The organism is uncultured Streptococcus sp. (assembly GCF_963525625.1).
GTDB lineage: Bacteria > Bacillota > Bacilli > Lactobacillales > Streptococcaceae > Streptococcus.
Genome location: NZ_CAURLD010000007.1, coordinates 1 through 23,172 on the forward strand (window position 1 = coordinate 1; position 23,172 = coordinate 23,172).

A 23,172-nucleotide genomic window follows, 5' to 3' on the forward strand; every position below is an offset into this window, starting at 1 on the left:
GGGACGACGAAATCGAATTCTAACGAATTACCGATTTCTGTCCCACTCTCTTTTCCTTTATTCATCTACTTGAGAAAATACTTCTTTTAAAACAGCAATCCCCTGCTGGATTTCCTCCCTGCTGATAGTCAATGGTGGCAGGAGACGGATAACATTTTCTCCGGCTGTCAGGATAATCAAGCCCTTCTGACGAGCGGCTTCAACAATCTTTGACAGGCTAATACTTGTTTCAATCCCAATCATCATGCCCAGGCCTCGAACAGCAGAAATCTTTGGATGGTCCTGAAAAGCAAACTGCAGCTGCTCCAGTAAGATGGCACTCTTAGACCTGACTTCTTCCATAAAGCCTGCCTCTTTCATGGTATGCAAGGTCTCCAAGGCGGCTGCCATGGCTAATCTATTGCCACCAAAGGTAGAGCCATGACTGCCAGGTCCAAAAGCAGGAGCCAAGCTGGATTTTCCCAATATGGCGCCAGCAGGCAGGCCATTGGCCAGACCCTTGGCCAGTGTCACAATATCCGGTATAATCCCATAATGCTCAAAGGAATAAAGCCGACCCGTGCGCCCCATACCTGTCTGTACCTCATCAACAATCAGCAAAATCCCCGCTCGTTGGCAAAAAACAGCCAAATCTTTGACAAAAGCTGCTTCTGCTGGACGAACCCCCGATTCTCCTTGGACCAATTCTAGCATGACAGCTGCCGTATCCTGATTGATCAACTTTTCTACGCTAGCTAGATCATTGTAAACTGCATAGCTGAAGTGAGGAACCCCATCACCAAATCCTTCCTTAATCTTATCCTGTCCTGTTGCGGCCATAGCGCCAAAGGTCCGACCATGAAAGGATTGCTGAAAAGTGATAATTCCTTGCTTACCAGTAGCTTTGCGGGCTAGCTTAATAGCTGCTTCATTGGCTTCCGCTCCGCTATTGCAGAAAAATGCCAAATAATCATAAGAACCTGCCAGTTCTTGAGCCACCTGCTCTTGCAGAGAGCTAAGATAGAGATTGGGACTGTGCCAGATGCGCCCTGCTTGCTGGATCAAAGCCTGCTGGACCTGCGGGTGAAAGCCAAGATTGGTTACGCCAATCCCCGATGAAAAGTCCAAATAAGCTTTTCCCTCATTGTCAATCAGATAGAAGCCCTCTGCTTTAACAAACTCAATAGGCGCCCGCTTGTAGTTTTCAAATAAATAAGTCATCATTATCCCTCTGCTATCAAGGTGCCCGTCAAAAGATTGTCACCAATCAGAACCTGCCCGACACCAGAAAGCACAGTCTGAACAGCACTCTCGATCTTAGGAATCATGCCGCCCTTGATGACACCTGTCTGAATCTTCTTGGAAACCTGACTGGTCAGAAGCTGGGGCAGGACTTTTTTATCCTCTAAAACTCCTTCTATATCTGTCATCAGGATCAGCTTCTCTGCCTGCAAGCTGCTAGCAACTGCCGCAGCCAAATAGTCTGCATTGATATTTAAGAGCTCACCAGCTGCATTTTCCCCTAGCGAAGCCAGCACTGGGACCATGTCCGCAGCCAGCAGCTGCTCTAGATAGGCAGTTTGAATGGCCTTCACCTGACCGACATAGCCATAGAGGTCTTTATCAATAAAATCTACCGAAACTGTCTTCCCCAAATGTGAAACCAGCTGAAGGCTTTCAATATCTGAATCGTTCAGTTCTTGTGTCAGCATCCGACCGACTTGACCTAGCAAGGCCTGCTCAATAATGGGTAAGTCAGACTTAGCTGTCACCCGTAACCCCTTAACCTTGCGAATAGGTAGCTGACGCTCTTTCATGAGTTGATTAATGACCAGACCGCCCCCGTGAACAACCACGATTTTCTTACCAGCTGCTATCCACGCTTGCATTTGCTTGATAAACTTAGTAGACAGCTTTTGCGCAGCAACGCCACCAATTTTTATAACAATCACATCTTTCATTGCATTTCTCCTTAGGTTCTATAGAGGGCATTGATTTTCACATAATCATAGGATAGATCGCAGCCCCAGGCCTGAGCCTCAGCTTCCCCATCGTGCAGGTCAATGGTCAAGGTCAGCAGCTCCCCAGCCATGGCATCACTAGTCTCCTCGGGGTCAAAAGCCACAGGACTAGAAGCCTGCATAACTGGAATCCCCTCAATCCAAATATCAATGTCATCAACCGAGACATCTGCTCCCGCATAGCCGATAGCTGCTAAGATTCGTCCCCAATTGGGATCTTGGCCAAAAATAGCTGTTTTGACTAAGCTAGAGCCAACGACACTCTTAGCAATCATACGGCCGCTCTGTTCATCCTTGGCATGCCGAACATTGACCTCAATCAGCTTGGTTGCTCCCTCTCCATCCTTGGCAATTTTCTTAGCCAAGTCAGCCATAAGATAGCGGAGCATCTTAGAAAACTTTTCAAATTCTTCCGTATCTGGCAGAATTTCTTCATTTTGCCGGCAGCCGTTAGCCATGACTAGCACCATGTCATTAGTCGATGTATCTCCATCCACCGTGATTTGGTTGAAAGTCGTCTCCACATACTGACTGAGAGCCTTTTGCAAGGTAGCACTGGAAATATTAGCATCACAGGTGATAAAGGCCAGCATGGTCGCCATATTCGGATGAATCATGCCCGATCCCTTAGCCACCCCTGCCATAGTCACCAGGTCTGTTCCAAACTCTTCTGTGACCACACAGGTCTTGGTACAAGTATCCGTCGTCAAGATAGCCTCAGCAAAATCTTCTGCCTTGCCACTCACTAGAATTTGTGACAGACCATTTTTCAGAGCATCCATTGGAAGCTGCTCGCCGATGACTCCTGTAGAAGCCAGACCTACCAAGTCGGGCTCAATCTTCAGCTTTTGAGCAGTCAATCGCTGCATCTCATAGGCAGCGACCAGTCCCTGCTGACCTGTACAAGAATTAGCAACACCAGAATTAACCACTATTGCCTGCAATTTCTGACTCTTTTGGATTGAGGCTTTGGTCACTAGAAGCGGAGCAGCAATGACCTTATTGGTCGTATAGACTCCTGCCACACTGGCCGGTACTTCTGAGACAATCCAGCCAAAATCCAACTTCTTTTTCTTAAAGCCAGCGTGTAAACCGTCAGCCGAAAAGCCTAGCGGACTGGCAATCGTTCCATCAATAATCTTCATATCTAACCCTTTCTCATCTAGATATAGGATGGTTGACTGAGCAGACCATCTGTTTCAGGAAAGCCCAGCATCAGATTCATATTTTGAACCGCCTGACCAGCAGCCCCTTTAATCAGATTATCCAGCACAGCCACGACAGTTAAAATGTTTGTCACAGGATTATAGTCAAAACCAATATCTGTATAATTAGTACCGACAACCTGGTGCAAATTCGGCAGAGCAGCTTGGATACGAACAAAAGGCTTGTCCTGATAGCATTCTTGGTAAATAGCAGTCAGTTCTTCCCGAGTCAAAGGTTCTTTCAACTTGCTGTAAACTGTCGCCACGATACCACGATTGAGCGGAATGAGGGAAGTTGAAAACTGAATCTGCTGCAATCTCTTATCAAAACGCTGCAACTGCTGCACAATCTCCGGAATATGCTGATGCTGATTCAGCTTGTAAGTCACATAATTGTCGTGCACATGAACAAAATGGCTGGATGCTGCTGGATTTTTCCCCGCCCCTGTCAAGCCACTCTTGGCATCGACAATAATGGAGTCCAGCTCAATAGCCTGAGCCTGCAGCAAGGGAATCAAAGCCAACTCTGTAGCCGTCGCATAGCAGCCGGGATTGGCAATAAATCGCTTCCCTCTGACATCTGTAAATTCAGACAGCCCATAAATAAACTCTTTTTGAACATGGTCTTCAGCTGGCTTTTTCTGATACCATTTTTTATAAATATTCCCTGGCAAACGATGATCGCCAGATAGGTCAATGACTGGAAATCCCGCTTCTACAAAATCTTTTGACAAATCTTTAGCCACTCCACTTGACGTTGCAAAGAAAACAAGATCTGCTCGTCGCATTATTGTCTGACTGTCGAAAGCTTCTATTTTCAGGTCGCAAATCCCCTTCAAATGGGGATAAAGCTCTGACACTGGAGTCTCCATATCTTGGCTGGCATGAAGGGAAACGACTTCCGCCTGCGGATGCTGAAGTAAAATACGAAGGAGTTCCATTCCTGAATAACCAGTAATTCCTACAATCGAAATTCGCATATTTTTAAAACACCTCCGTATAAATATGCGTTTTATTTTACTCGCATATTTTCCCTTTGTCAAGCATTTTATGTATTTTTATGCAATATTTTTGAAAATATCATTAATTATGTGAAAAAACAATTCATGATTTCCTGCCTTAAAGCGGATTATTTGCTTCTCATATAGAGAAGTAAGTGAGCCGAGTGCACAGAAAAAGATCTGCCCAAAGAGCAGACCTTTTCATCTATCTTTTATCTCATATTACAACTTCTCAGCAACTGCTGCTAGCAGGTCTGGAATAGCTGATTGCTTGCCGCCGCCGGCCATAGCCATGTCTGGTTTACCGCCGCCTCGACCATCTACAATCGGCGCCAATTCCTTAATCAGATTACCAGCATGTACGTCCTTAGTCTTGCTGGCTGCAAGGACATTGACCTTGTCACCAATTGCTGCGACCAGTACGAGAACATCTGAATAGTCCTTCTGCTTCCAAGTGTCCGCGAAGGTACGCAGGGCACCTGCATCAGAAACAGAGACCTGACTAGCGATAAAACTATGTCCATTTGCCTCTTGAACATTCTTGAAGACTTCACCAGAGGCCGCTGCTGCTGCCTTTTCCTTGAGCTCTGCATTCTCTTTTTGGAGTTGACGCAGCTGCTCTTGCAGCGCTTCTACCTTGTGAGGCACTTCCTTGATTTGCGGTGCCTTGAGGGTCGCTGCGATAGCCTTAAGAGCCTCTTCTTCCTCACGGTAGGCTTCAAAAGCTTCCTTGCTGGTAACTGCCAAGATACGGCGAGTTCCAGATCCGATACCTTCTTCTTTGACAATCTTGAAAATACCGATTTCAGAAGTGTTGCCCACGTGAGTTCCTCCGCAAAGCTCGACAGAGTAGTCGCCGATGGTTACGACACGAACTTCTTTACCATACTTTTCGCCAAAGAGCGCCATGGCACCCATTTCCTTAGCTGTGTCAATATCTGTCTCTACTGTCTCAATGGCAAGAGCTTCCCAGATTTTCTCATTGACTTCTTGCTCGATAGCGCGCAGCTCTTCTGCAGTCACCGCTTGGAAATGCGTAAAGTCAAAGCGCAGGAATTCTACTTCGTTCAGAGAGCCTGCCTGGGTTGCATGGTTCCCAAGAACATTATGTAGAGCTGCATGCAAGAGGTGAGTCGCCGTATGGTTCTTCATAACACGATGGCGACGGCTGTGATCAATTTCCAGTTTATAGTTTTGCCCCAGAGCCAGAGGCGCCAAAACTTCTACAGTATGCAGTGGCTGACCATTTGGTGCCTTTTGCACGTCCGTTACTTGCGCTACTAGATTACCTGCAGCATCAAAGATTTGACCGTGATCGGCTACCTGACCACCCATTTCTGCGTAGAATGGTGTTTCTGCAAAGATGAGGGCAGCTGTTCCTGACTCAACAGCTTCGACTGCTGCATCATCCGCCACGATAGCAAGGAGTTCAGCTGTCAGCTCTTCTTTTTCGTAGTTAAAGACACTCTCTACGGTGATAGCCTGTAGGGTTTCATTTTGCATGCCCATTGAACCACCCTTGACAACAGAAGCACGTGCCCGATCTTGCTGCTCTTTCATAGCCGCTTCAAAACCAGCACGATCTACAGTCATGCCTGCTTCTTCAGCAATTTCCTCAGTCAACTCCAGTGGGAAACCGTAAGTATCGTAGAGTTTGAAGGCATCTTGACCAGAGATGATTGTTTGACCTTTTTCTTTCAGGTCTGCTACGATGCCTTGGGCAAAATGCTGACCAGAGTGCAGAGTACGAGCAAAAGATTCTTCCTCGCTCTTGATAATCTTTTCAATAAAGTCTTGCTTTTCAAGGACTTCTGGATAGTAGCTTTCCATAATCTTGCCCACAGTTGGAACCAGTTTGTAAAGGAAAGGCTCATTGATACCCAGCTTTTGGCCATGCATTGAAGCACGACGAAGAAGACGACGAAGGACATAGCCTCGGCCTTCATTTCCAGGAAGAGCGCCATCACCAATGGCAAAGGAGAGCGAGCGGATATGGTCTGCAATCACCTTGAAACTCATATTGTCGCCATCTTGGTCATAGACCTTGCCAGACAGTTTCTCTACTTCACGAATAATTGGCATGAAGAGGTCAGTCTCAAAGTTGGTCTTAGCCCCTTGGATAACAGCGACCAAACGCTCCAATCCTGCGCCCGTATCAATGTTCTTATGTGGCAATTCCTTGTACTCACTACGCGGTATAGCAGGGTCAGCGTTGAATTGTGACAAGACGATATTCCAGATTTCGATATAGCGATCGTTTTCAATATCTTCTTCTAAGAGACGGACTCCAATATTTTCTGGATCAAAAGCCTCACCCCGGTCAAAGAAAATCTCTGTATCTGGTCCAGAAGGTCCCGCACCGATTTCCCAGAAGTTGTCCTCAATCGGAATCAAATGACTAGGCTCAACGCCCATAGCAATCCAGCGGTTGTAAGAGTCCTTATCGTCTGGATAGTAGGTCATGTAGAGCTTATCTTTGGGGAAATCAAACCATTCAGGGCTAGTCAAAAGCTCGTAAGCCCACTCAATTGCTTCATCACGGAAATAATCGCCGATAGAGAAGTTACCCAGCATCTCAAACATGGTATGGTGGCGGGCAGTTTTTCCAACATTTTCAATATCATTGGTCCGAATGGCTTTTTGAGCATTGGTAATTCGAGGATTTTCTGGAATGATGGTTCCATCGAAGTATTTCTTGAGGGTCGCAACACCAGAGTTAATCCAGAGCAAGGTTGGATCGTTGACCGGCACCAAGCTGACAGATGGTTCTACTGCATGACCTTTCGTTGCCCAAAAATCCAGCCACATTTGACGAACCTGAGCACTTGACATTTGTTTCATTTCTTTTTCTCCTTAATTTTTTTCTAAAAATAATTGCATTATGACGACGAACTTTCCAGCATTTCAACATAATCAATAGCGACACAGAGGGAAATGACCAAATCTGAATAAGTCTCATCATAGACACTCACCTGATAAGTAGAGGTTAGATGGAAGAGCTCCTTTGTAATCTCTGCAACGACTTGATTGCTGTTATCCAGCAGACGAAAGTTTAAATCCCAGATGTTCCCTTCAACTCGTAGACCCAAATTATCAAATTTATATTTATCACGCAAAAAAGAGAATTTCTTACGGATATAAAAGCTATGCCCACTGCTGAGTTTGATTTCAAACTGGGGCAGGAGGGTTATAAGGGTCTTGGTAATCTGACTGACGATTTGACCCTGACTATCATAGATAGTAAAGGTCTTAGGAATCTGGAAGAAAGAGCCTTCCACTTGATAATCCACATTTCCTCGATCGTCCTTGATATCAAAGCGTTCGCCGCCTAAGCGAAATTTCTGTTTGACAAGATAGGTTTTCATTATGTTACCTCCACAGTCAACATAAAAGACAAGTTCCTTGTCCGAAGGGCGAAAAACCGCGGTACCACCTTCATTCAATGAACTTGTCATTCTCATTTCGTATTCTATTTTGCTAGATGAGTAGCATGATTCTCCGTCTCAGATGGCTCGCAGCACCGCCAATTCTCTGAACTAAGAACTTGAAAAATCAATTCTCACCAGTCTTATTATACTTGCTTATTGTCTTTTCGTCAACCTTATTCTGCTCCTGAGGATGAAGCTTCTGCTGAACTGCTTTCAGCTGCTGAGCTAGACTCAGAAGTCTTTGAGCTGCTGGCAGCACTTGATGAAGAAGTTGAAGAACCTGTCGTTTCAATATACTGAGCAAAGATAGATTGGAAAGCACTGTCCTTAACCTTGATGTTAGCATCTTTCAACTCTTTCGCCACAACGCTTTGGATGAAGCTAGTATCTTTTTCTTTTTGCGCAATGATAATCTTTTTCAGTTTATCTTTGTAGTCTTTCCAGTTAGAAGATTTCTCTGACTTCTTGATCAGCTTAACAATATAGTAGCTTGCTGAGTACTGTGAATCTGGCACAGTCACAAGGTCTGAAACGCCATTTTCTTCCAAAGCAAAAGCAGCTTTTTTGACAGCATCTGGAACATCAGTAGAGCCAGAGTCAAACTTGATTTCTCCGCCTTTTTCCTTAGTGGCAGCATCGGTAGAGTTTTCCTTAGCGATTTGACTGAAGTCTGCTCCTTCTGCTTTAGCTTTTTCGAGAACTTCCTTACCTTTGTCTTCGCTGTCAACCTTGATGATTTGAGCTGTTACTTCTGGCGTGTAGTTTTCAAAGGCAGCCTTGTAGTTTTCGTCAGTCAGCTCTTTTTCAGCAGCCTTCTTAACGGCATGCTCTACCAGCATATTGGTGCGGATTTGCTCCTTGTAGGCATCTTCGGTCAATCCGTTTTGAGCCAAGACTTGGGCAAAAGCTGTACCGTAAGCCGTTTTAGACTTTTCGAAAGCATCCTTAACATCCTTGTCTTTGACGTCTTTGCCGTATTTTTCTTCAAAGATGTCTTTGATAGCCATCTGCAGCAAGACTTGCTGAGCTGCACCATTGTTTTTCACTTGATCATAGAATTCATTGACAGTAATCGTGTTTCCTTTCATGGTCACGATGTCCTTGCCTTCTGAGTTGGAACATGCTGCTAATACAGCGACTGACAAGAGTGTCACAGCTCCTGCAAATATTTTTTTCTTCATTTTATATTGACTCCTTATTCTTAAAAGTTCACGTTTTCTATTGTAGCACAAATTTGAATTGATATCTTAAATTTTACTAAAAATTTTTGGAAATTAGGAAAAAATCAGAGATGTCATTTTTTTCTAATCATAAGCAGACCATCTCCCAAGGGAAGCAGACTCGAAGTCAAATCTGGACTGTCCAAAGTTGCGTCAAACAGGCTATGCAAACCTCGGTAAATAGCCCTTTGGCCACGCTTAATTTCCTCAAAAGGCTTGGCAACATCGCCACCTTGGAAGACATCATCAATGAGAATCAGACCACCAGGATTGAGGTGCTTGAGGACTTGGGGCAGAAAGACCACATACTTGGATTTGGCAGAGTCCATAAAGACAAGGTCGTAAGAATCCTCCAGTGTCTCAAGCAGATCCACCGCATCACCTTCCAGTAGCGTAATTTGCTGGCGACTGTCATACCTAGCAAAATTAGCCTTAGCAAGCTCAATCATCTCTGGATTGCGGTCAATAGTCGTAATCTGGGCTTTAGGTGCATGCTCCGCCATCAAAAGGGCAGAAAATCCAATAGCCGTCCCGATTTCTAAAATCTTCTCTGGCTGGAGACTTTCGACTAGCAGGCGGAAGTAAGCCACTGTCTCATGGGGAATCACAGGTATATTTTCAGCTTTGGCAAAATCCTCCAGCTCCTTGAGTCCACCGGTAACCGGCTGGAGACGCCGTCTCATAAAGTCAACGATTTCTTCTTTGACCACTGGCCGGCGCATATTAGGATTAGAGTTTTGATTATAAGTCTCGACCATCTTATGCCAGTCCCAACTTTTCTACCAAGGCTTCAAATTCATCCAGACGACGCTCAAAAACAGCAAAAGCAGCATTCAGGTAGTCTTCTTTTTCCATATCCACACCTGCTTTTTTGATGACATTGAGCGGATAGTCAGAGTTCCCAGCATTGAGATAGTCCAGATACTTATCCTTGTCTTCCTGACTGCCATGGACAATCTTTTCAGCCAAGGCAGAAGCCGCTGAAAATCCTGTCGAATATTGGAAAACATAGTAATCGTAGTAGAAATGCGGAATCCGAGCCCATTCGTACTGAATCTGCGGATTGTCTTCTTTATTCAAACCGTAGTATTTCTCGTTCAAATCAGCATAGAGTTCATTGAGAAACTCGCTGGTCAAAACTTGACCTTCTTGGTCAGCCTTGTGGATAGCGTGCTCAAACTCAGCAAACTGGGTTTGACGGAAGACCGTACCTCTAAAGCCATCCAAGAAGTGATTGAGGATAGCAAAGCGGGTAGTATCGTCCTCTACTTCTTCCAAAAGCTTTTCTGTCAGAATATTTTCATTGGTCGTTGAAGCAATCTCAGCTAGGAAGATAGAGTAGTCTCCATAGACATAAGGCTGGGTCTCACGGGTGTAGCTGGAATGCATACTGTGACCTGTCTCATGCACCAAGGTAAAGAGATTGTCCAGCGTATCCTGCCAGTTAAGCAACATAAAGGCATTGGTATCATAAGAACCGCCTGAGTATGCCCCTGAGCGCTTGCCTTGATTTTCATGAACATCAATCCAGCGCTCTGAGAAGGCTTTCTGCACTCGGCTCAAATAATCCTCACCCAAAATAGCCAGGACTTGCTCAGACTTAGCCAAGGCTTCCTCATAAGTGAATTTGTAGTCTGTCTCTGACAAAGGAGTGTACATATCATACATCTTCAAATCAGAAATGCCTAAAATCTTCGCTCGTAAAGCGATATAACGTTGCAAGAGAGGCAAATGCTTATTGACAGCTGAAACTAGGCTGTCATAAACACTTTCTGGAATAAAGTCAGCTGACAAGGCTGCTTCACGGGCAGATGAAAACTTGCGGACTTTCGCATTGTAGTTGTGAACCTTGACATTAGTCTGCAGAGTCTTAGCATAGGTATGCTGATACTGCTCGTATACGCTGTAGAGAGCCTCATAAGCTTCCTTACGGACCTCTCGGTTCTTAGACTCGACCAGGGTGATATAGTTACCGTGGCTGAGCTGAACTTCATTTCCATCTTCGTCATGCACTATAGGAAAGACGATATCTGCATTATCCAAGATAGCAAAGGTTTCGCCCGCTGCACCAAAAATTTCACCAGCACCGGCCAATAGCTCCTCTTCGCGCTGTGTTAAGATGTGGACTTTCTTTTTCAAAAGCTTGTCAAAATAATGTTGGTAAAGTTGCAAACCTGGCTGCTCAGCCAAGAATGCTTGGTACTGCTCTTCTGTAATCGCCATGAATTCAGGCTCATAGAAGGCAAAGCTTTGACCGAATTCACTATAAAGAGTCATACCCTTAGCCTGATATTCTTGATACTTGGCTACACGAGTATCCTGGTCATTCTTCATATGAGCATAAGAATAAAGCTTTTCAATACGACGCATCAAGTCCAGTTGCACTTCAGTCGTTGTTAAGAGACTATCCGCTGAATCCAGCAAATGCCCAGCCAGACTAGCTGCTTTCTTCACTTCTTCTGAAACCTGCGCCAATTCAGCTTCAAAGGCTTCGTCTGTTGGGAAAATGGTGCTCAAATCCCAAGTATATTTTTCTTCAATTTCATTTCTTTGTTTTGCCATAAAAAAATCCTCCGACTCCCCTATTCTATCACAAATCAATGCAAAATCCTTGTATAAAAAGCCGGTGAATAAACAATTTGCAGATTTTTTTGCTGGAGATTGGCATAATAGTTCTCAAACTGCTGATAATAGCCAGTCAGGTCAGTAGTTATCTGACAGAAGGAGCCCGCCTGTATTGGTCGAACCTGTGGATAGAAATCCTCTGCAGTCTTAGTCAAGAGATTATCCCCATTCTGGTAGAGCTGGGCCTGCAGCCGCATCCATCGAGGCTGTTGGTAATAAAGCTGACGGCGGATATAGCTGCAGATCTGCGGATCTTGCTGGGTCAGAAAGCTGTTCATCTCCTGCTTTTGAAAGGGCAAACGCAAAATATCCAAAAGCCGGCCGTGACCAAAGGGAAAGTTCTTGGTCTTGTGCTGGACCTTTCCATGCAGATCTTCGTGAATCAGGTATTTGAGACGCAAAACTTGCTTTTCTTGATCCAGCTCCCAAAGATGAAAGCCCATATTTTTACTAAAATAGAGAAAATCCTTCTGCAGACGGCTTAGGGAATCCTTGAGCCAAAGTTTTCGCCCCAAGAGCCAGAGGACCTGATAGCCATGCTGGCGGTAAGAAAGCGTCCGTTCCTGCAGCCGTTCTATACTTAGGGGGCTGCACTGGACTTCAAGAGCCAGTTTTTTATCAACTAGCAAATCAGCAATCTGCTGCAGTGCAGGCAAAAAAGCCTCCACCTCAACTTCTTCTGTCTGGACAGCCCAGCGAAAAAGCTCGGCCTTAAGGTTCAGGTGCTCAGCACTCTCATTTTCCCTATCAAAACGACACTCTTCTAGCGAAATATGCGCAAAATGCGGCTGCATAACCTTCCCTTTTTTAAAACGGACTGCCCCTGAACAAGCTGGGCAGACGAAATCAGCCCCCTTCTCAATCTTCCCCTCCAGAGCATTACACAAAAGTCCCTTATGATTTCGCGCCACAAACATATCCTAACCCCCTCTAAAATTTCTCTCATTTACTAAAATATTCGCAAAAGAAAAGAGAAAAGAACTACACCATCAAAAAAACGAGTCAAGAGAACATCTCTCCGACTCGTTTTTCATTATCCAAATAACTGATTTCCTTTTCGTTCTGGCAATTTCAGAAAGGGGGCCAGCAGACAGACTAGGCAGATAACCGCTGCTAGAAAGAGGTTCATCCCTTCGTAACCCCAACTGTCCAGAAAATGGCCAGCCAGATTTTGAATGAGAATAGTGCCCAGACTGCGGGCTGTCTGGACCAGAGCAATGGCTGTAACCAGGTATTTTTCATCGACCAAGCTGGCCACGATTTTCAAGGTCACCATAATCAAAACCATGCCTGTCACGTGCTTGGAAAGGAGAGTCATCCCGATTTTCGAAATCAAACCTAGGTCCAAGGCATAGACACTGTACTGGAGAAAGATGATTCCCAAACAGATATAAAGAAGCTTCTTCATCGAAATCTTGTCCATAAAGAGATAGGAATAAAAGATAAAAGGCGCTTCAACCAGAACTGATAGGGCAACAACAGTCGAAGCCATATCCACCTCTAAGCCACTATGCTGTAGCATGGCAGGGATATAGGTATGACCAGTATTCCCCACCCCAGAGTAGAGGGCGACCAAAAGTAAGTAAAAGAGATAGGTTTTGTTGGTCAAGAGCTTCCCCAGACCTGTCTGCTTACGGGTATTCCTGCTTTCTAGGGCTGCTCGGTCGTGCTTGGGCTGGATTCCCAAAAGTCCTATGCTGCTGATAAGCATCATGCCAATAAAAACTGGGAAAATAGCCTGCGGTGCGACTCTTTGATAGATCAATCCTGCCAGCTGAGAGCCTAAAGCATAGCCAATGGTTCCCCAAATCCGAATCTTACCATAAGTATAAGGACTTTGAGCTGCCAGAACATCCATGACTGGATTGACCCCGTTAACCAGCATGAGGACCAGACTATACCAGACCAGTAACTGCCAAAGCTGAGTCGCTTTCATGAAAAATACAGCCCCAACCATCATAACTAGAAAGCTAAAAAGGAAGATCTTTTTAATCCCCAAAGCATCGCTGAGAATCCCAAACAGCGGCTGAGCCAACATGGAAGCAAAGAAGGAAGCTGACACTACCATAGATACTTGGGCATTAGAATAGCCTAAGTCCTGCATATAGACTGATATCAGAGTCGAAAAAAGAGAATAGGCTAAGAAGAAAAAATTAAAGAGTAAAAAATGAGCTAGATAGCTGTTGTGAAACTTTTTTAGCATGAAAATCTCCTTAAAACAGAAAGAAAACTCAGCAAAATCACTGAGTTTTAGCTTGGAAAGTCATTCCGTTCGTATGCGACAGAGGACATTCCCTTTATTCAACATCTGTATTTCTACGACGTTCCTGTTTTGCAGCCTTGCGTTTTTGACGACTGCGGTATTCAAAGTACAGAATGATTAGCAGGATGCCAACAGGCAGCAGAATTAACATCTTATCGCTGAAGAACACACCATACCAAGGCTTGCTTTCCGACTTGCTGCCAGTCACATTTTCAATAGCCTGAGCAACTGGATTCTCAACTTTCTCGACTTTCATTTCATCAGAGATCTTACTAGACAAGGTCTTCAAGCCATTTTCAGCCTTGAGAACATTATTTTCAACCTTGACTTTAGGCTCGGTTCCCTTTTTAACAGTAGCGTAGAAATCCTCAGGCAGCTTATATTTCTGTCCATCAATCTCCTGCTCACCCTTGGATAAGAGTTTTTTGTACTCGTAGTCCGCATAAGCCTTCTCAATCAAAGCATTACCAAAAGGATGGCGGTAATACTCACCGTCTTGGTCAGACCAGTCACCGACTCCCATAATCACAGCAATCATGCGCTGATCTCCACGCTTAATGGTCGCGATATAGTTGAAAGCACCGTTAGGACTAGAGCCTGTCTTCATGCCATCTACGCCCTTGAGTGCGTATTTAGCACCCGGCAGGGAGTAATTATAGGTTTCAAAGGTTTCCTCGTAAGGAGTTCCGGCTTTAACCGTAACCTTGGCTTTATTAGTATAGTTTAGAATCTCAGGATGGTGATTGACAAAGTTATAAGCCAGAATCGCCAAATCACGGGCTGTTGTCTGATTGCTGAGAGTATTATCGTAATTCTGAGGATTGTAATATCCCTTGAAAGAAATCGCTGCTGCACCGCTGGCATTGAACCACTTGGTATTCGTCATACCCAGCTCTTGAGCCTTGGCATTCATCCGATCCAAGAAAGCATCTGGATCATTGTCCGATAGATAATTGGCCAGCATAACGGTTGTCGCATTGGATGACGGCACGATTGTCATGGTAATCAACTCAGATACGGTATAGTCTACACCCGCAACAATTTTATTATTAGAAATTTCATAAATATTAGCAGTAGCTTGATCCTGAGGTGTAGCTGTAATGACCGTCTTTTCGCTGATTTTTCCTTCCTTAATCGCTTCAAAGACCAAGTAAAGCGTCATGAGCTTACTCATACTCGCGGGATCACGCACCTCATCGACATTATCCTCCCAGACAACGTCACCTGTACTTCCATCAATAACGAGAGAAGACTTGGGACGATTAATCGCCTGAACATTATCATGCGGATACATCTTTTTAGCCATATCCACCAATTCATCAGCCCTAGCAGCTAGTGGTGCTAGAGAGGTCAGGAACACAATTCCCAATAACAAAAGCTTTTTCTTCACAGGATCCTCCAAAGAACAATTATACCTATCTAGTATATCATATTTTACGCAAAGTCAACCATAAATCTAAAAATCCTACCTAAAAAATAGATAGGAAATTAAGAGACTTTTATCTGGCAAAGCCAGTTTTATAGCAACAACATTAAAATCTTAGTGTTTTAACAAGCTAAGTGCTTCCTTATCAGCTATAATCACAACATCTGGATGCTTCTGGAGAGCACTGCCTGGCAGCTCCTCTGTCACCTCACCCTCAACAGTCCCTGCTATAGCTTTGGCCTTAGCAGAACCATAAGCAAAGAGAATGATGGACTTAGCATTGAGGATATTGCCAATCCCCATGGAAATAGCCTGAGTCGGAACATCTTCCATCTTGTCAAAGAATCGAGCATTGGACTGAATGGTGGACGGCGTCAGATCTACTAAGTGAGTCTGACTGTCGAAACTGGTTCCCGGCTCATTAAAGCCGATATGGCCATTCGTACCGATTCCCAAAATCTGCAAATCAGCTGGATACTCTGTAAGAACCTGATTGTACCGGGCCACTTCTGCTTCTAAATCTTTCGCTGCGCCATTGGGCAGGAAGCTTTCTTTAAAAGGCTTTTGGTTAAAGAGGTGTTGATTCATGAAATAACTATAAGACTGAGGATCGTCCTCCTGCAAACCGACATATTCATCCAGATTAACACTGGTCATCTCTGAAAAATCAAGGTCGCTCTCAACAATCTGCTTGTAAAATTCTTCTGGGCTGCTTCCTGTAGCCAACCCCAAAGTTTTTGCTCCTTGAGCTATCTTTTCCTTGAGCAGTTCAAGAGCTACTTTGCCACCTTCTACTTGGTTTTCCACTTGAATAATTTTCATTTTCCACCTCCACATCTTTTCTTAATTTTATTATATGGTATAGACCAATTTTTGTCAAGAAAAAGTATGCAAAATTGACCTACTTTTCAGTCATGCTCGCTTCCTTTTGCGGCAAATCGTGTTATAATAGAGACATGTTTTTACTGATTGTTTTATTGATTTTATTTTTAGTCGGAGTCTTACTCTGCAGCTTGAGCTTCCTCATGAAAAAACAGCGAGGCTGGCAGATCTTAACCTTGATTTTGGGTGGCTTGCTTACAGCTAGTCCCTTCCTACTAGCCGCCTACCTACTCTGGCTGATGAAAACAATATAAGGAGATACGATGAATACCGCTGATTTTGATTTTGACTTGCCCGAAGAACTGATTGCTCAGACGCCTTTAGAGAAAAGGGATGCTTCCCGCTTGCTAGTGGTCGATAAAGAAACAGGAGCCTTCTCCGACCAGCACTTTGACCAGATTATTGATCAGCTCCAGCCCGGCGATGCCCTAGTTATGAATAATACGCGTGTCCTGCCTGCCCGCCTTTATGGTATCAAACCTGAGACAGGGGGCCATGTCGAGCTGCTGCTGCTGAAAAATGTCCAGGGTGATGACTGGGAAGTGCTAGCCAAGCCGGCCAAGCGCCTCAGAGTAGGTGCTCAGATTTCCTTTGGCGATGGACGCTTAACTGCTACTGTGGTAGATGAGCTTGAGCATGGCGGACGAATTGTGCGCTTTGGCTACGAAGGGATTTTCCTAGAAGTCTTGGAAAGTTTGGGAGAAATGCCGCTTCCGCCCTATATCCACGAAAAACTGTCAGACCGCGAACGCTACCAGACTGTCTATGCCAAGGAAAACGGCTCTGCCGCTGCGCCAACTGCTGGACTTCATTTCACAGAAGAGCTACTGGAGCAGATTGCTGCCAAGGGAGTCAAACTGGTCTATCTGACCCTTCATGTCGGACTGGGAACTTTCCGACCAGTTTCTGTGGACAGCTTAGATGATCACGAGATGCACTCCGAATTTTACAGTCTGTCTGAAGAAGCTGCCCAGATACTCCGTCAGGTCAAAGCTAAGGGAGGCCGTGTCATTGCAGTCGGCACGACATCTATACGGACCTTAGAGACAATTGGCAGTAAATTCCAGGGGCAGATTCAGGCTGACTCTGGCTGGACCAATATTTTTATCAAGCCGGGATACGATTGGAAGGTCGTTGATGCTTTTTCAACCAACTTCCACCTGCCCAAGTCAACTCTGGTCATGTTAGTCTCTGCCTTTGCCGGACGTTCCTTAACGCTTGAAGCTTATGAGCACGCTATTGCTGAGCGCTATCGCTTCTTCAGTTTTGGTGATGCTATGTTTATCAAATAACTATAGGTGAAAATTTATGAATAAAATTGAAAGCAGACACCGTCTCATCCGCTCCTTAATCATGGAAAAGAAAATCCATACCCAGCAAGAACTTCAGGAGCATCTGGAAGCCAACGGCGTCATTGTAACCCAGTCCACTCTTTCACGAGATATGAAAGCACTCAATCTGGTCAAGGTCAGTGAGAACGATACTTCCTACTATATCATCAATAGCATTGCACCATCCCGTTGGGAAAAACGCCTTCGTTTCTATATGGAGGATGCTTTGGTCATGCTGCGGCCAGTTAAAAACCAAGTCGTTATGAAAACTCTGCCTGGTCTGGCCCAGTCTTTCGGTGCAATCTTAGACGCTCTAGAGCTGCCACAGATTGTTGCTACTGTCTGCGGTGATGACGTCTGTCTGATTATCTGCGAGGATGATCAAGGGGCCCTTGACTGCTTTGAGAAGCTCAAAGAATTCACCCCACCATTCTTCTTTAGTAAATAAAAGCTGAGACAAAATTTGCCTCAGCTTTTTCTATTTACAATTTTTGCCTCAATGAAAATCATCAGCAAATCAGAAAGCCAGAATTGACTAGAGCAATGCATTACCGAAGATAGTTTCAAAAAGTCAGCATTTAAGGTGTTGTAGCCAAACGATAAATGGCTTCCGCGTAAATATCCATTGCCTCATACAGATCGTCTAGGCGGAATCGTTCATTGACCTGATGCTCTGTCTGATCAGCTCCCGGAAAGAGAGCGCCGAAGGCAACACAGTTAGGCATAGTACGAGCAAAGGTCGCTCCGCCAGAAGACATAGCTGGACTGTCGTCTCCTGTTTTCTCCTGATAAATTTCCATCAGGGTGCTAACCAACTCACTGTCCAAAGGTACGTAGAGCGGAGCCAAGTAGTCAAACTCCTGATAGGTCAGCTCGTATTGACTGGCTATTTCTGCTAGATTTTCAACCAACTTATCCTTGTCTGCCAAGACCGGAATCCGCATGTCAATCCGAATCTCAGAGCGATCAGAGGTTAAAGTCAGACCAGCAACATTAAAGGAAAGAAAGCCCGTCGGTTCATCAGACACAGGACCAAAGAGATGGCTGCCTGTTGCATCTTCACCGACCGCCTGAGCCAGAAAGGCAAGAGCCGGATGCGAATTCAGGGGCTGCAAGACCTTGGCTAGGCGAATAATGGCATTGACTCCTTGGGCAGCATCCTTGGCATGCTTGGGCAAGCCGATAACCGTTACTTCTTCTGCCGTTTGCTCATATTCATAGCCTAAATCTTTCAGTCCTGCAACGACTGACTCTAGTAGTCTGCCTGAATAGGAAGCCTTGGCAGGAACGACATTAAAAGCTTGACCAGCTTCGAGCTCTAAAGTATCAGATCCCGGCCCTTCCAGCTTGAGCTGCAGAAGCCCCTTCTCAGCATAAGTCAAAGGGAAAGAAGAGTCTGGTGCAAAACCAAGCGTCGCCTGCTCTTCTAGCTGGTTGTATCTTCCCATACAGCGCCAAAGCGTCTCCTCATCTGTACCAAAGATAAAGCGAACCCGCTTTTTAAATTCTACTCCGCTGTCCAGCAATGCTTTTACCGCATAAAGAGCTGCTATGGAAGGTCCCTTGTCGTCCTGAACCCCACGGCCGAAAATCCAGCCATCCTCGACAGTAGCTTCAAAGGGCGGCGTCTGCCAGTCCGACTCATCACCTGATGGAACAACATCCAAATGACAGAGAACGGCCAAGAGCTGAGCTCCATGACCGATTTCTGCATATCCGTAATAACCTTTAGGGTCGAGGTAGGTTGTAAAACCTAACTCTCGACAGATTTCTAAAGTTTTTTCTAGGACATCTTGGATAGCTTGTCCAAAAGGTGTTCCATTTTGACCTTCATTTAGTACTGAAGGATAAGAAACGATTGTTTTCAAAGATTCAAGAAAATCTTCTTTAACTTCTTCCGTTATAAAATTTTTCATGGAATCACCTCAGCTTCTAGCTTATAGGAATGGTAAGAAAGTTCCTAGGAGTAAGAGACCAATACTGATAGCAATAATCGCTACAATCAGCTTGCCGATAAATTTCCACCAAGTACCGATATTGATACGTCCGAGTGCCAAAGCTCCCATAACGATACCAGAAGTTGGTGCAACCAGATTCAGCACACCTGAAGCAGACTGATAAGCTGTGATGATCAAGCTAGCCTTGACATTGACAAATTCTCCCATTGGAGCCATGATTCCCATAGTTGCACTGGCTAGACCAGATGATGATGGGATAAGGAAGGACATTGGCAGGTAGAAAATGTAAGTCAAGACGATAAATACTTGTGATGACAAACCGCTGAGTCCTTGTTTCCCCCAGTTGAGGATAGTGTCTGTAATCATACCATCGTTCATGATAACTTGGATACCACGGGCAATTGCCACGATTAGGGCTACGCTAAGCAGATCAGCTGCACCGTTCATAAAAGCAGAGATAATCTTGTCTTCCTTGAGACCGTACACAACACCAATCAAGATTCCCATGAAGGCAAAGAGCATAGCTCCTTCTGGGAAATACCAAGTACCCAGTGCAGAAGTAGAAGAACCAACAATCTTACCAAGAACTGGAAGACCAGTCAGCCAAGTATTGAAGTCCTTAAAGATAGTAACACCGAGATCTGTCCAAGGAATGAAACTCAATACCATAAGGACAAATGTCATAATGAACAGGAATAGAACAATTCTTTGTTTCTTGCTCAGAGTTGACTCAACAGATGAAGAAGTTTCAACGTTAAAGTGTTTCAAATCTTCTTCTCGAGTGCTGTAAACCAGTGACTTGGTCGGATCTTTTTGAATCTTATCCGCATAGCGGTATACAAACCAAGTACTGAGAGCTGTCAGAACAACCAAGAAGATGAGACGAAGGACAATCCCTTCACCAGTTCCAACACCAGCAGTTGCTGAAGCGATACCCGTTGCAAATGGATTTAGCGTAGAAGCCAAACATCCGATTTGCGAACCAAGCAAGATAATAGCCACCCCAGTCAGACTGTCAAAACCAACCGCCATCATCACTGGTACCAAAAGCGGATAGAAGGCCATGGTTTCCTCACCCATACCATAGGTAGTACCACCGAGGGCAAAGAGAGGCATCAAGACAACAATCAGCATCTTTTCGCGACCCTTGTACTTCTTAACGATAGAGGCAATTCCTACATCCAAAGCGCCAGTTTCGTTTACAACACCAAGGAAACCACCAACCATGAGGATGAAGAAGGCAACATCAATGGCTGCGCTTGTCTCCTTAATCAAGGAGCCTTCCTCTGGGTGCGTACCCAGCATAGCACGAATCGGCGCCATCAGGACATCCCAAATTCCTTGTGGATTTTGGGGCTGAGGCTGGTAAACGCCTTTCACAAAAGCCCCTGCTGGGATAATCCAAGTTAGCACTGCCATAATGGCAATGATTATCAACAATACGGTGTAAGATGAAGGCATCTTAAACCCTTTTTTTGTTTTTTCACTCATTTGTATTCCCTCCTAAACATTTTTTACGAGGTTACGAACCTACATTTCCCTGCATGAGTAAACAAGAAAACGCTTACTTTATTTATATTTTACCATATTAACATTGAAAAAGCCAGTATTTTTGAAAATTATAAATGATTTTCAAGAAAAGATTTCCATCAGAGAGATAATCTCTGTTATCATCCTTCAATCAGTATTTTTTTAGCCTTTTTCAATAATCGTGCCGCTTTCAGACTCAATCAGAGCTCCCAGATTTTCCAGAGATGTGATTACTGCTTTCCCTTCTGGACGGCCGTTAACAAAGGCGATAGCTGCTTCTACTTTTGGAAGCATGCTCCCTGGTGCAAATTGCTCTTGCTTGATGTATTCTTCCAACTGAGCAACATTCACATGTTCCAGTTTTGCTTGATCTGGTTTGTTGTAGTTAACAAAGACATAGTCCACACCAGTCAAGACGATGAAGAGGTCTGCATCAACCAACTCTGCCAAGCGCTGAGAAGCAAAGTCCTTGTCAATAACGGCTTCAACACCAGTAAGATGACCATTGTCTTCCTTGACGACAGGAATTCCCCCGCCACCCGCAGCTACTACTACTTGACCTTGATTCAAAAGCGTACGGATCGTTTCAATTTCCTTGATATCCACTGGTTTTGGTGAAGCAACGACCTTACGCCAACCACGGCCGGCATCCTCTTTGAAAGTCGCTCCGCTCTTTTCAGCTTCTGCTTTGGCTTCTTCTTCTGAATAGAAAGGACCGATTGGCTTGCTGAGGTTGACAAAAGCTGGATCGTTCTTATCCACTACTACTTGCGTCACAACAGAAGCAACATTCTTTTCAATACCTTCATCCAAGAGAGCATTTTGCAAAGCATTCTGCAACCAGAAGCCGATACTGCCTTCTGTCATAGCCACAAGAGAGTCTAGTGGGAAGGCAGGATTCTTTTCAGAGTCAGCTGCCAAGTGTTGCAGCAGCAAGTTTCCTACTTGCGGACCATTTCCGTGGGTAATGATAAGGTCATCCCCGTTTTTAATCAATTTCACCAAGTGTTTAGCAGTTTCCACCAAGGCTTCCTGCTGTGCTTTCGCAGATGGGTCAGATGAAAGGATGGCGTTTCCTCCCAAGGCTACAACGATTTTACGATTTGCCATTTAATTTTCCTTTATTGCACTCCAAAGAATGCACTTCCAATTTATTTTAGTAGATTTTCAAATTTTCAATAAGGAAATAAGCATTCCTTATCATATAAAAGAGGGCCGGACTAAAGCTATTAGTCGCAGCCCTCATAGCTGTTGGTAGACGATTTCATATGTAAGATTATACTTTTGGAATATAGAGGTTTCCAAGAGTTGCAGCCATAACCGCTTTAATTGTGTGCATACGGTTTTCTGCTTGGTCGAAATGACGAGCATATTTGCTGCGGAAGACTTCGTCTGTTACTTCCATTTCCTCTACGCCGAATTTTTCAGCGACATCTTTACCGTAAACAGTATTTGTATCGTGGAATGCTGGTAAGCAGTGCAAGAAAATCAAGTTTTCGTTATCAGCCTTCTTCACCAAATCCATGTTTACTTGGTAAGGTTTGAGGAGGGCAACGCGTTCTGCAAACTTGTCTTCTTCACCCATAGATACCCAAACGTCTGTGTAAAGAACATCAGCGCCTTTAACTGCTTCGTCAGCATCTTCTGTAATCAGCACACGAGCGCCGCTTTCTTTAGCAAAGCCTTCTGCCAATTCAACGATTTCTTTTTCTGGGAAGAGTTCTTTTGGTGAGAAGATGTGAACGTTAACGCCAAGGATAGCTCCTGTTACCAGCAAACTGTTGGCAACGTTGTTACGTCCATCACCACAGTATACCAATGTCAAACCTTCCAGACGGCCAAAGTTTTCTTGAACTGTCAAGTAGTCAGCTAACATTTGAGTTGGGTGCCATTCGTCAGTCAAACCATTCCATACTGGAACACCTGAGAATTCTGCCAATTCTTCCACCATGCGTTGGCTGAAGCCACGGAATTCAATCCCGTCAAACATACGGCCCAAAACTTTAGCAGTATCTTCTGTAGATTCTTTCTTGCCAAGCTGGATATCGTTAGCACCAAGGTATTCTGGATGTGCTCCCAGGTCAATGGCTGCTGTTGTAAAAGCTGCACGAGTACGAGTAGATGTTTTTTCAAACAAGAGAGCGATATTCTTGCCAGCAAGATAGTGGTGTTGAATATTGCGTTTTTTCAAATCTTTCAAGTGAGCTGAAAGACCGATAAGGTATTCTAACTCAGCACGGCTAAAGTCTTTTTCTGCTAAGAAGCTACGTCCTTGGAATACTGAATGTGTCATTCTATTATTT

The 23,172-nt window shown here is 44.6% G+C and carries 20 protein-coding genes; 3 read left to right on the plus strand and 17 right to left on the minus strand.

What is annotated here, in order from left to right:
* Nucleotides 1-57: 57 nt before the first annotated feature.
* The 13 genes from RYK49_RS05210 to nagB form a co-directional block, all read right to left on the minus strand.
* Nucleotides 58-1,200 (minus strand): acetylornithine transaminase, encoded by a 1,143-nt coding sequence (locus tag RYK49_RS05210; protein ID WP_314865090.1) that lies wholly within the window; start codon nt 1,198-1,200, stop codon nt 58-60.
* A 2-nt stretch (nt 1,201-1,202) separates the two neighbouring features.
* Nucleotides 1,203-1,940 carry an acetylglutamate kinase gene (argB, locus tag RYK49_RS05215; protein ID WP_314865092.1) on the minus strand — a complete coding sequence of 246 codons (738 nt, stop codon included), beginning with the start codon at nt 1,938-1,940 and terminating at the stop codon, nt 1,203-1,205.
* A gap of 11 nt (nt 1,941-1,951) precedes the next feature.
* On the minus strand, nt 1,952-3,145 hold the full coding sequence (gene argJ, locus RYK49_RS05220) for a bifunctional glutamate N-acetyltransferase/amino-acid acetyltransferase ArgJ (protein WP_314865094.1): 1,194 nt from the start codon (nt 3,143-3,145) through the stop codon (nt 1,952-1,954).
* Nucleotides 3,146-3,162: 17 nt separating this feature from the next.
* Nucleotides 3,163-4,185 (minus strand): N-acetyl-gamma-glutamyl-phosphate reductase, encoded by a 1,023-nt coding sequence (gene argC / locus RYK49_RS05225; protein ID WP_314830277.1) that lies wholly within the window; start codon nt 4,183-4,185, stop codon nt 3,163-3,165.
* Nucleotides 4,186-4,428: 243 nt separating this feature from the next.
* Nucleotides 4,429-7,047 (minus strand): alanine--tRNA ligase, encoded by a 2,619-nt coding sequence (alaS, locus tag RYK49_RS05230; protein ID WP_314830276.1) that lies wholly within the window; start codon nt 7,045-7,047, stop codon nt 4,429-4,431.
* 38 nt (nt 7,048-7,085) lie between these two features.
* Nucleotides 7,086-7,667, minus strand: a complete 582-nt coding sequence (locus RYK49_RS05235) for an LURP-one-related family protein (RefSeq protein WP_314865095.1) — start codon at nt 7,665-7,667, stop codon at nt 7,086-7,088.
* 140 nt (nt 7,668-7,807) lie between these two features.
* Nucleotides 7,808-8,815: a peptidylprolyl isomerase PrsA gene (prsA, locus tag RYK49_RS05240; protein WP_314830274.1), complete on the minus strand. Its 1,008-nt coding sequence runs from the start codon at nt 8,813-8,815 to the stop codon at nt 7,808-7,810.
* 113 nt (nt 8,816-8,928) lie between these two features.
* On the minus strand, nt 8,929-9,612 hold the full coding sequence (locus RYK49_RS05245) for an O-methyltransferase (protein WP_314830273.1): 684 nt from the start codon (nt 9,610-9,612) through the stop codon (nt 8,929-8,931).
* Nucleotide 9,613: 1 nt separating this feature from the next.
* Nucleotides 9,614-11,416 carry an oligoendopeptidase F gene (gene pepF / locus RYK49_RS05250; protein ID WP_314830272.1) on the minus strand — a complete coding sequence of 601 codons (1,803 nt, stop codon included), beginning with the start codon at nt 11,414-11,416 and terminating at the stop codon, nt 9,614-9,616.
* A gap of 35 nt (nt 11,417-11,451) precedes the next feature.
* On the minus strand, nt 11,452-12,396 hold the full coding sequence (locus RYK49_RS05255) for a competence protein CoiA family protein (RefSeq protein ID WP_314865097.1): 945 nt from the start codon (nt 12,394-12,396) through the stop codon (nt 11,452-11,454).
* A 116-nt stretch (nt 12,397-12,512) separates the two neighbouring features.
* Entirely contained in the window at nt 12,513-13,682 is a 1,170-nt protein-coding gene (locus RYK49_RS05260) for an MFS transporter (RefSeq protein ID WP_002906969.1), read from the minus strand.
* A 94-nt stretch (nt 13,683-13,776) separates the two neighbouring features.
* Entirely contained in the window at nt 13,777-15,132 is a 1,356-nt protein-coding gene (locus RYK49_RS05265) for a DUF1958 domain-containing protein (RefSeq protein ID WP_314865100.1), read from the minus strand.
* Between the two features lie 150 nt (nt 15,133-15,282).
* Complete coding sequence (gene nagB / locus RYK49_RS05270) at nt 15,283-15,990, minus strand: glucosamine-6-phosphate deaminase (protein WP_314830262.1); 708 nt, start codon at nt 15,988-15,990, stop codon at nt 15,283-15,285.
* A gap of 134 nt (nt 15,991-16,124) precedes the next feature.
* On the opposite strand from nagB, the gene RYK49_RS05275 reads away from it, so the two are divergent.
* The 3 genes from RYK49_RS05275 to RYK49_RS05285 are packed head-to-tail and all read left to right on the plus strand — an operon-like array spanning nt 16,125 to nt 17,829.
* Nucleotides 16,125-16,304, plus strand: coding sequence for a hypothetical protein (locus RYK49_RS05275; RefSeq protein WP_314830261.1), 180 nt, complete (start codon nt 16,125-16,127; stop codon nt 16,302-16,304).
* Between the two features lie 9 nt (nt 16,305-16,313).
* Nucleotides 16,314-17,342 carry a tRNA preQ1(34) S-adenosylmethionine ribosyltransferase-isomerase QueA gene (gene queA / locus RYK49_RS05280; RefSeq protein WP_314865102.1) on the plus strand — a complete coding sequence of 343 codons (1,029 nt, stop codon included), beginning with the start codon at nt 16,314-16,316 and terminating at the stop codon, nt 17,340-17,342.
* A 16-nt stretch (nt 17,343-17,358) separates the two neighbouring features.
* Nucleotides 17,359-17,829, plus strand: a complete 471-nt coding sequence (locus RYK49_RS05285; protein ID WP_002917512.1) for an arginine repressor — start codon at nt 17,359-17,361, stop codon at nt 17,827-17,829.
* 130 nt (nt 17,830-17,959) lie between these two features.
* Here the strand turns inward: RYK49_RS05285 and RYK49_RS05290 are convergent, their stop codons facing one another.
* From RYK49_RS05290 to argF, 4 genes are all read right to left on the minus strand, one after another.
* Complete coding sequence (locus RYK49_RS05290; RefSeq protein WP_314865104.1) at nt 17,960-19,297, minus strand: dipeptidase; 1,338 nt, start codon at nt 19,295-19,297, stop codon at nt 17,960-17,962.
* A 21-nt stretch (nt 19,298-19,318) separates the two neighbouring features.
* Nucleotides 19,319-20,830 (minus strand): YfcC family protein, encoded by a 1,512-nt coding sequence (locus RYK49_RS05295; protein WP_314865106.1) that lies wholly within the window; start codon nt 20,828-20,830, stop codon nt 19,319-19,321.
* Between the two features lie 201 nt (nt 20,831-21,031).
* Complete coding sequence (gene arcC, locus RYK49_RS05300; RefSeq protein ID WP_125338225.1) at nt 21,032-21,979, minus strand: carbamate kinase; 948 nt, start codon at nt 21,977-21,979, stop codon at nt 21,032-21,034.
* 166 nt (nt 21,980-22,145) lie between these two features.
* Nucleotides 22,146-23,162 carry an ornithine carbamoyltransferase gene (gene argF / locus RYK49_RS05305; protein ID WP_002896073.1) on the minus strand — a complete coding sequence of 339 codons (1,017 nt, stop codon included), beginning with the start codon at nt 23,160-23,162 and terminating at the stop codon, nt 22,146-22,148.
* Nucleotides 23,163-23,172 lie beyond the last annotated feature (10 nt).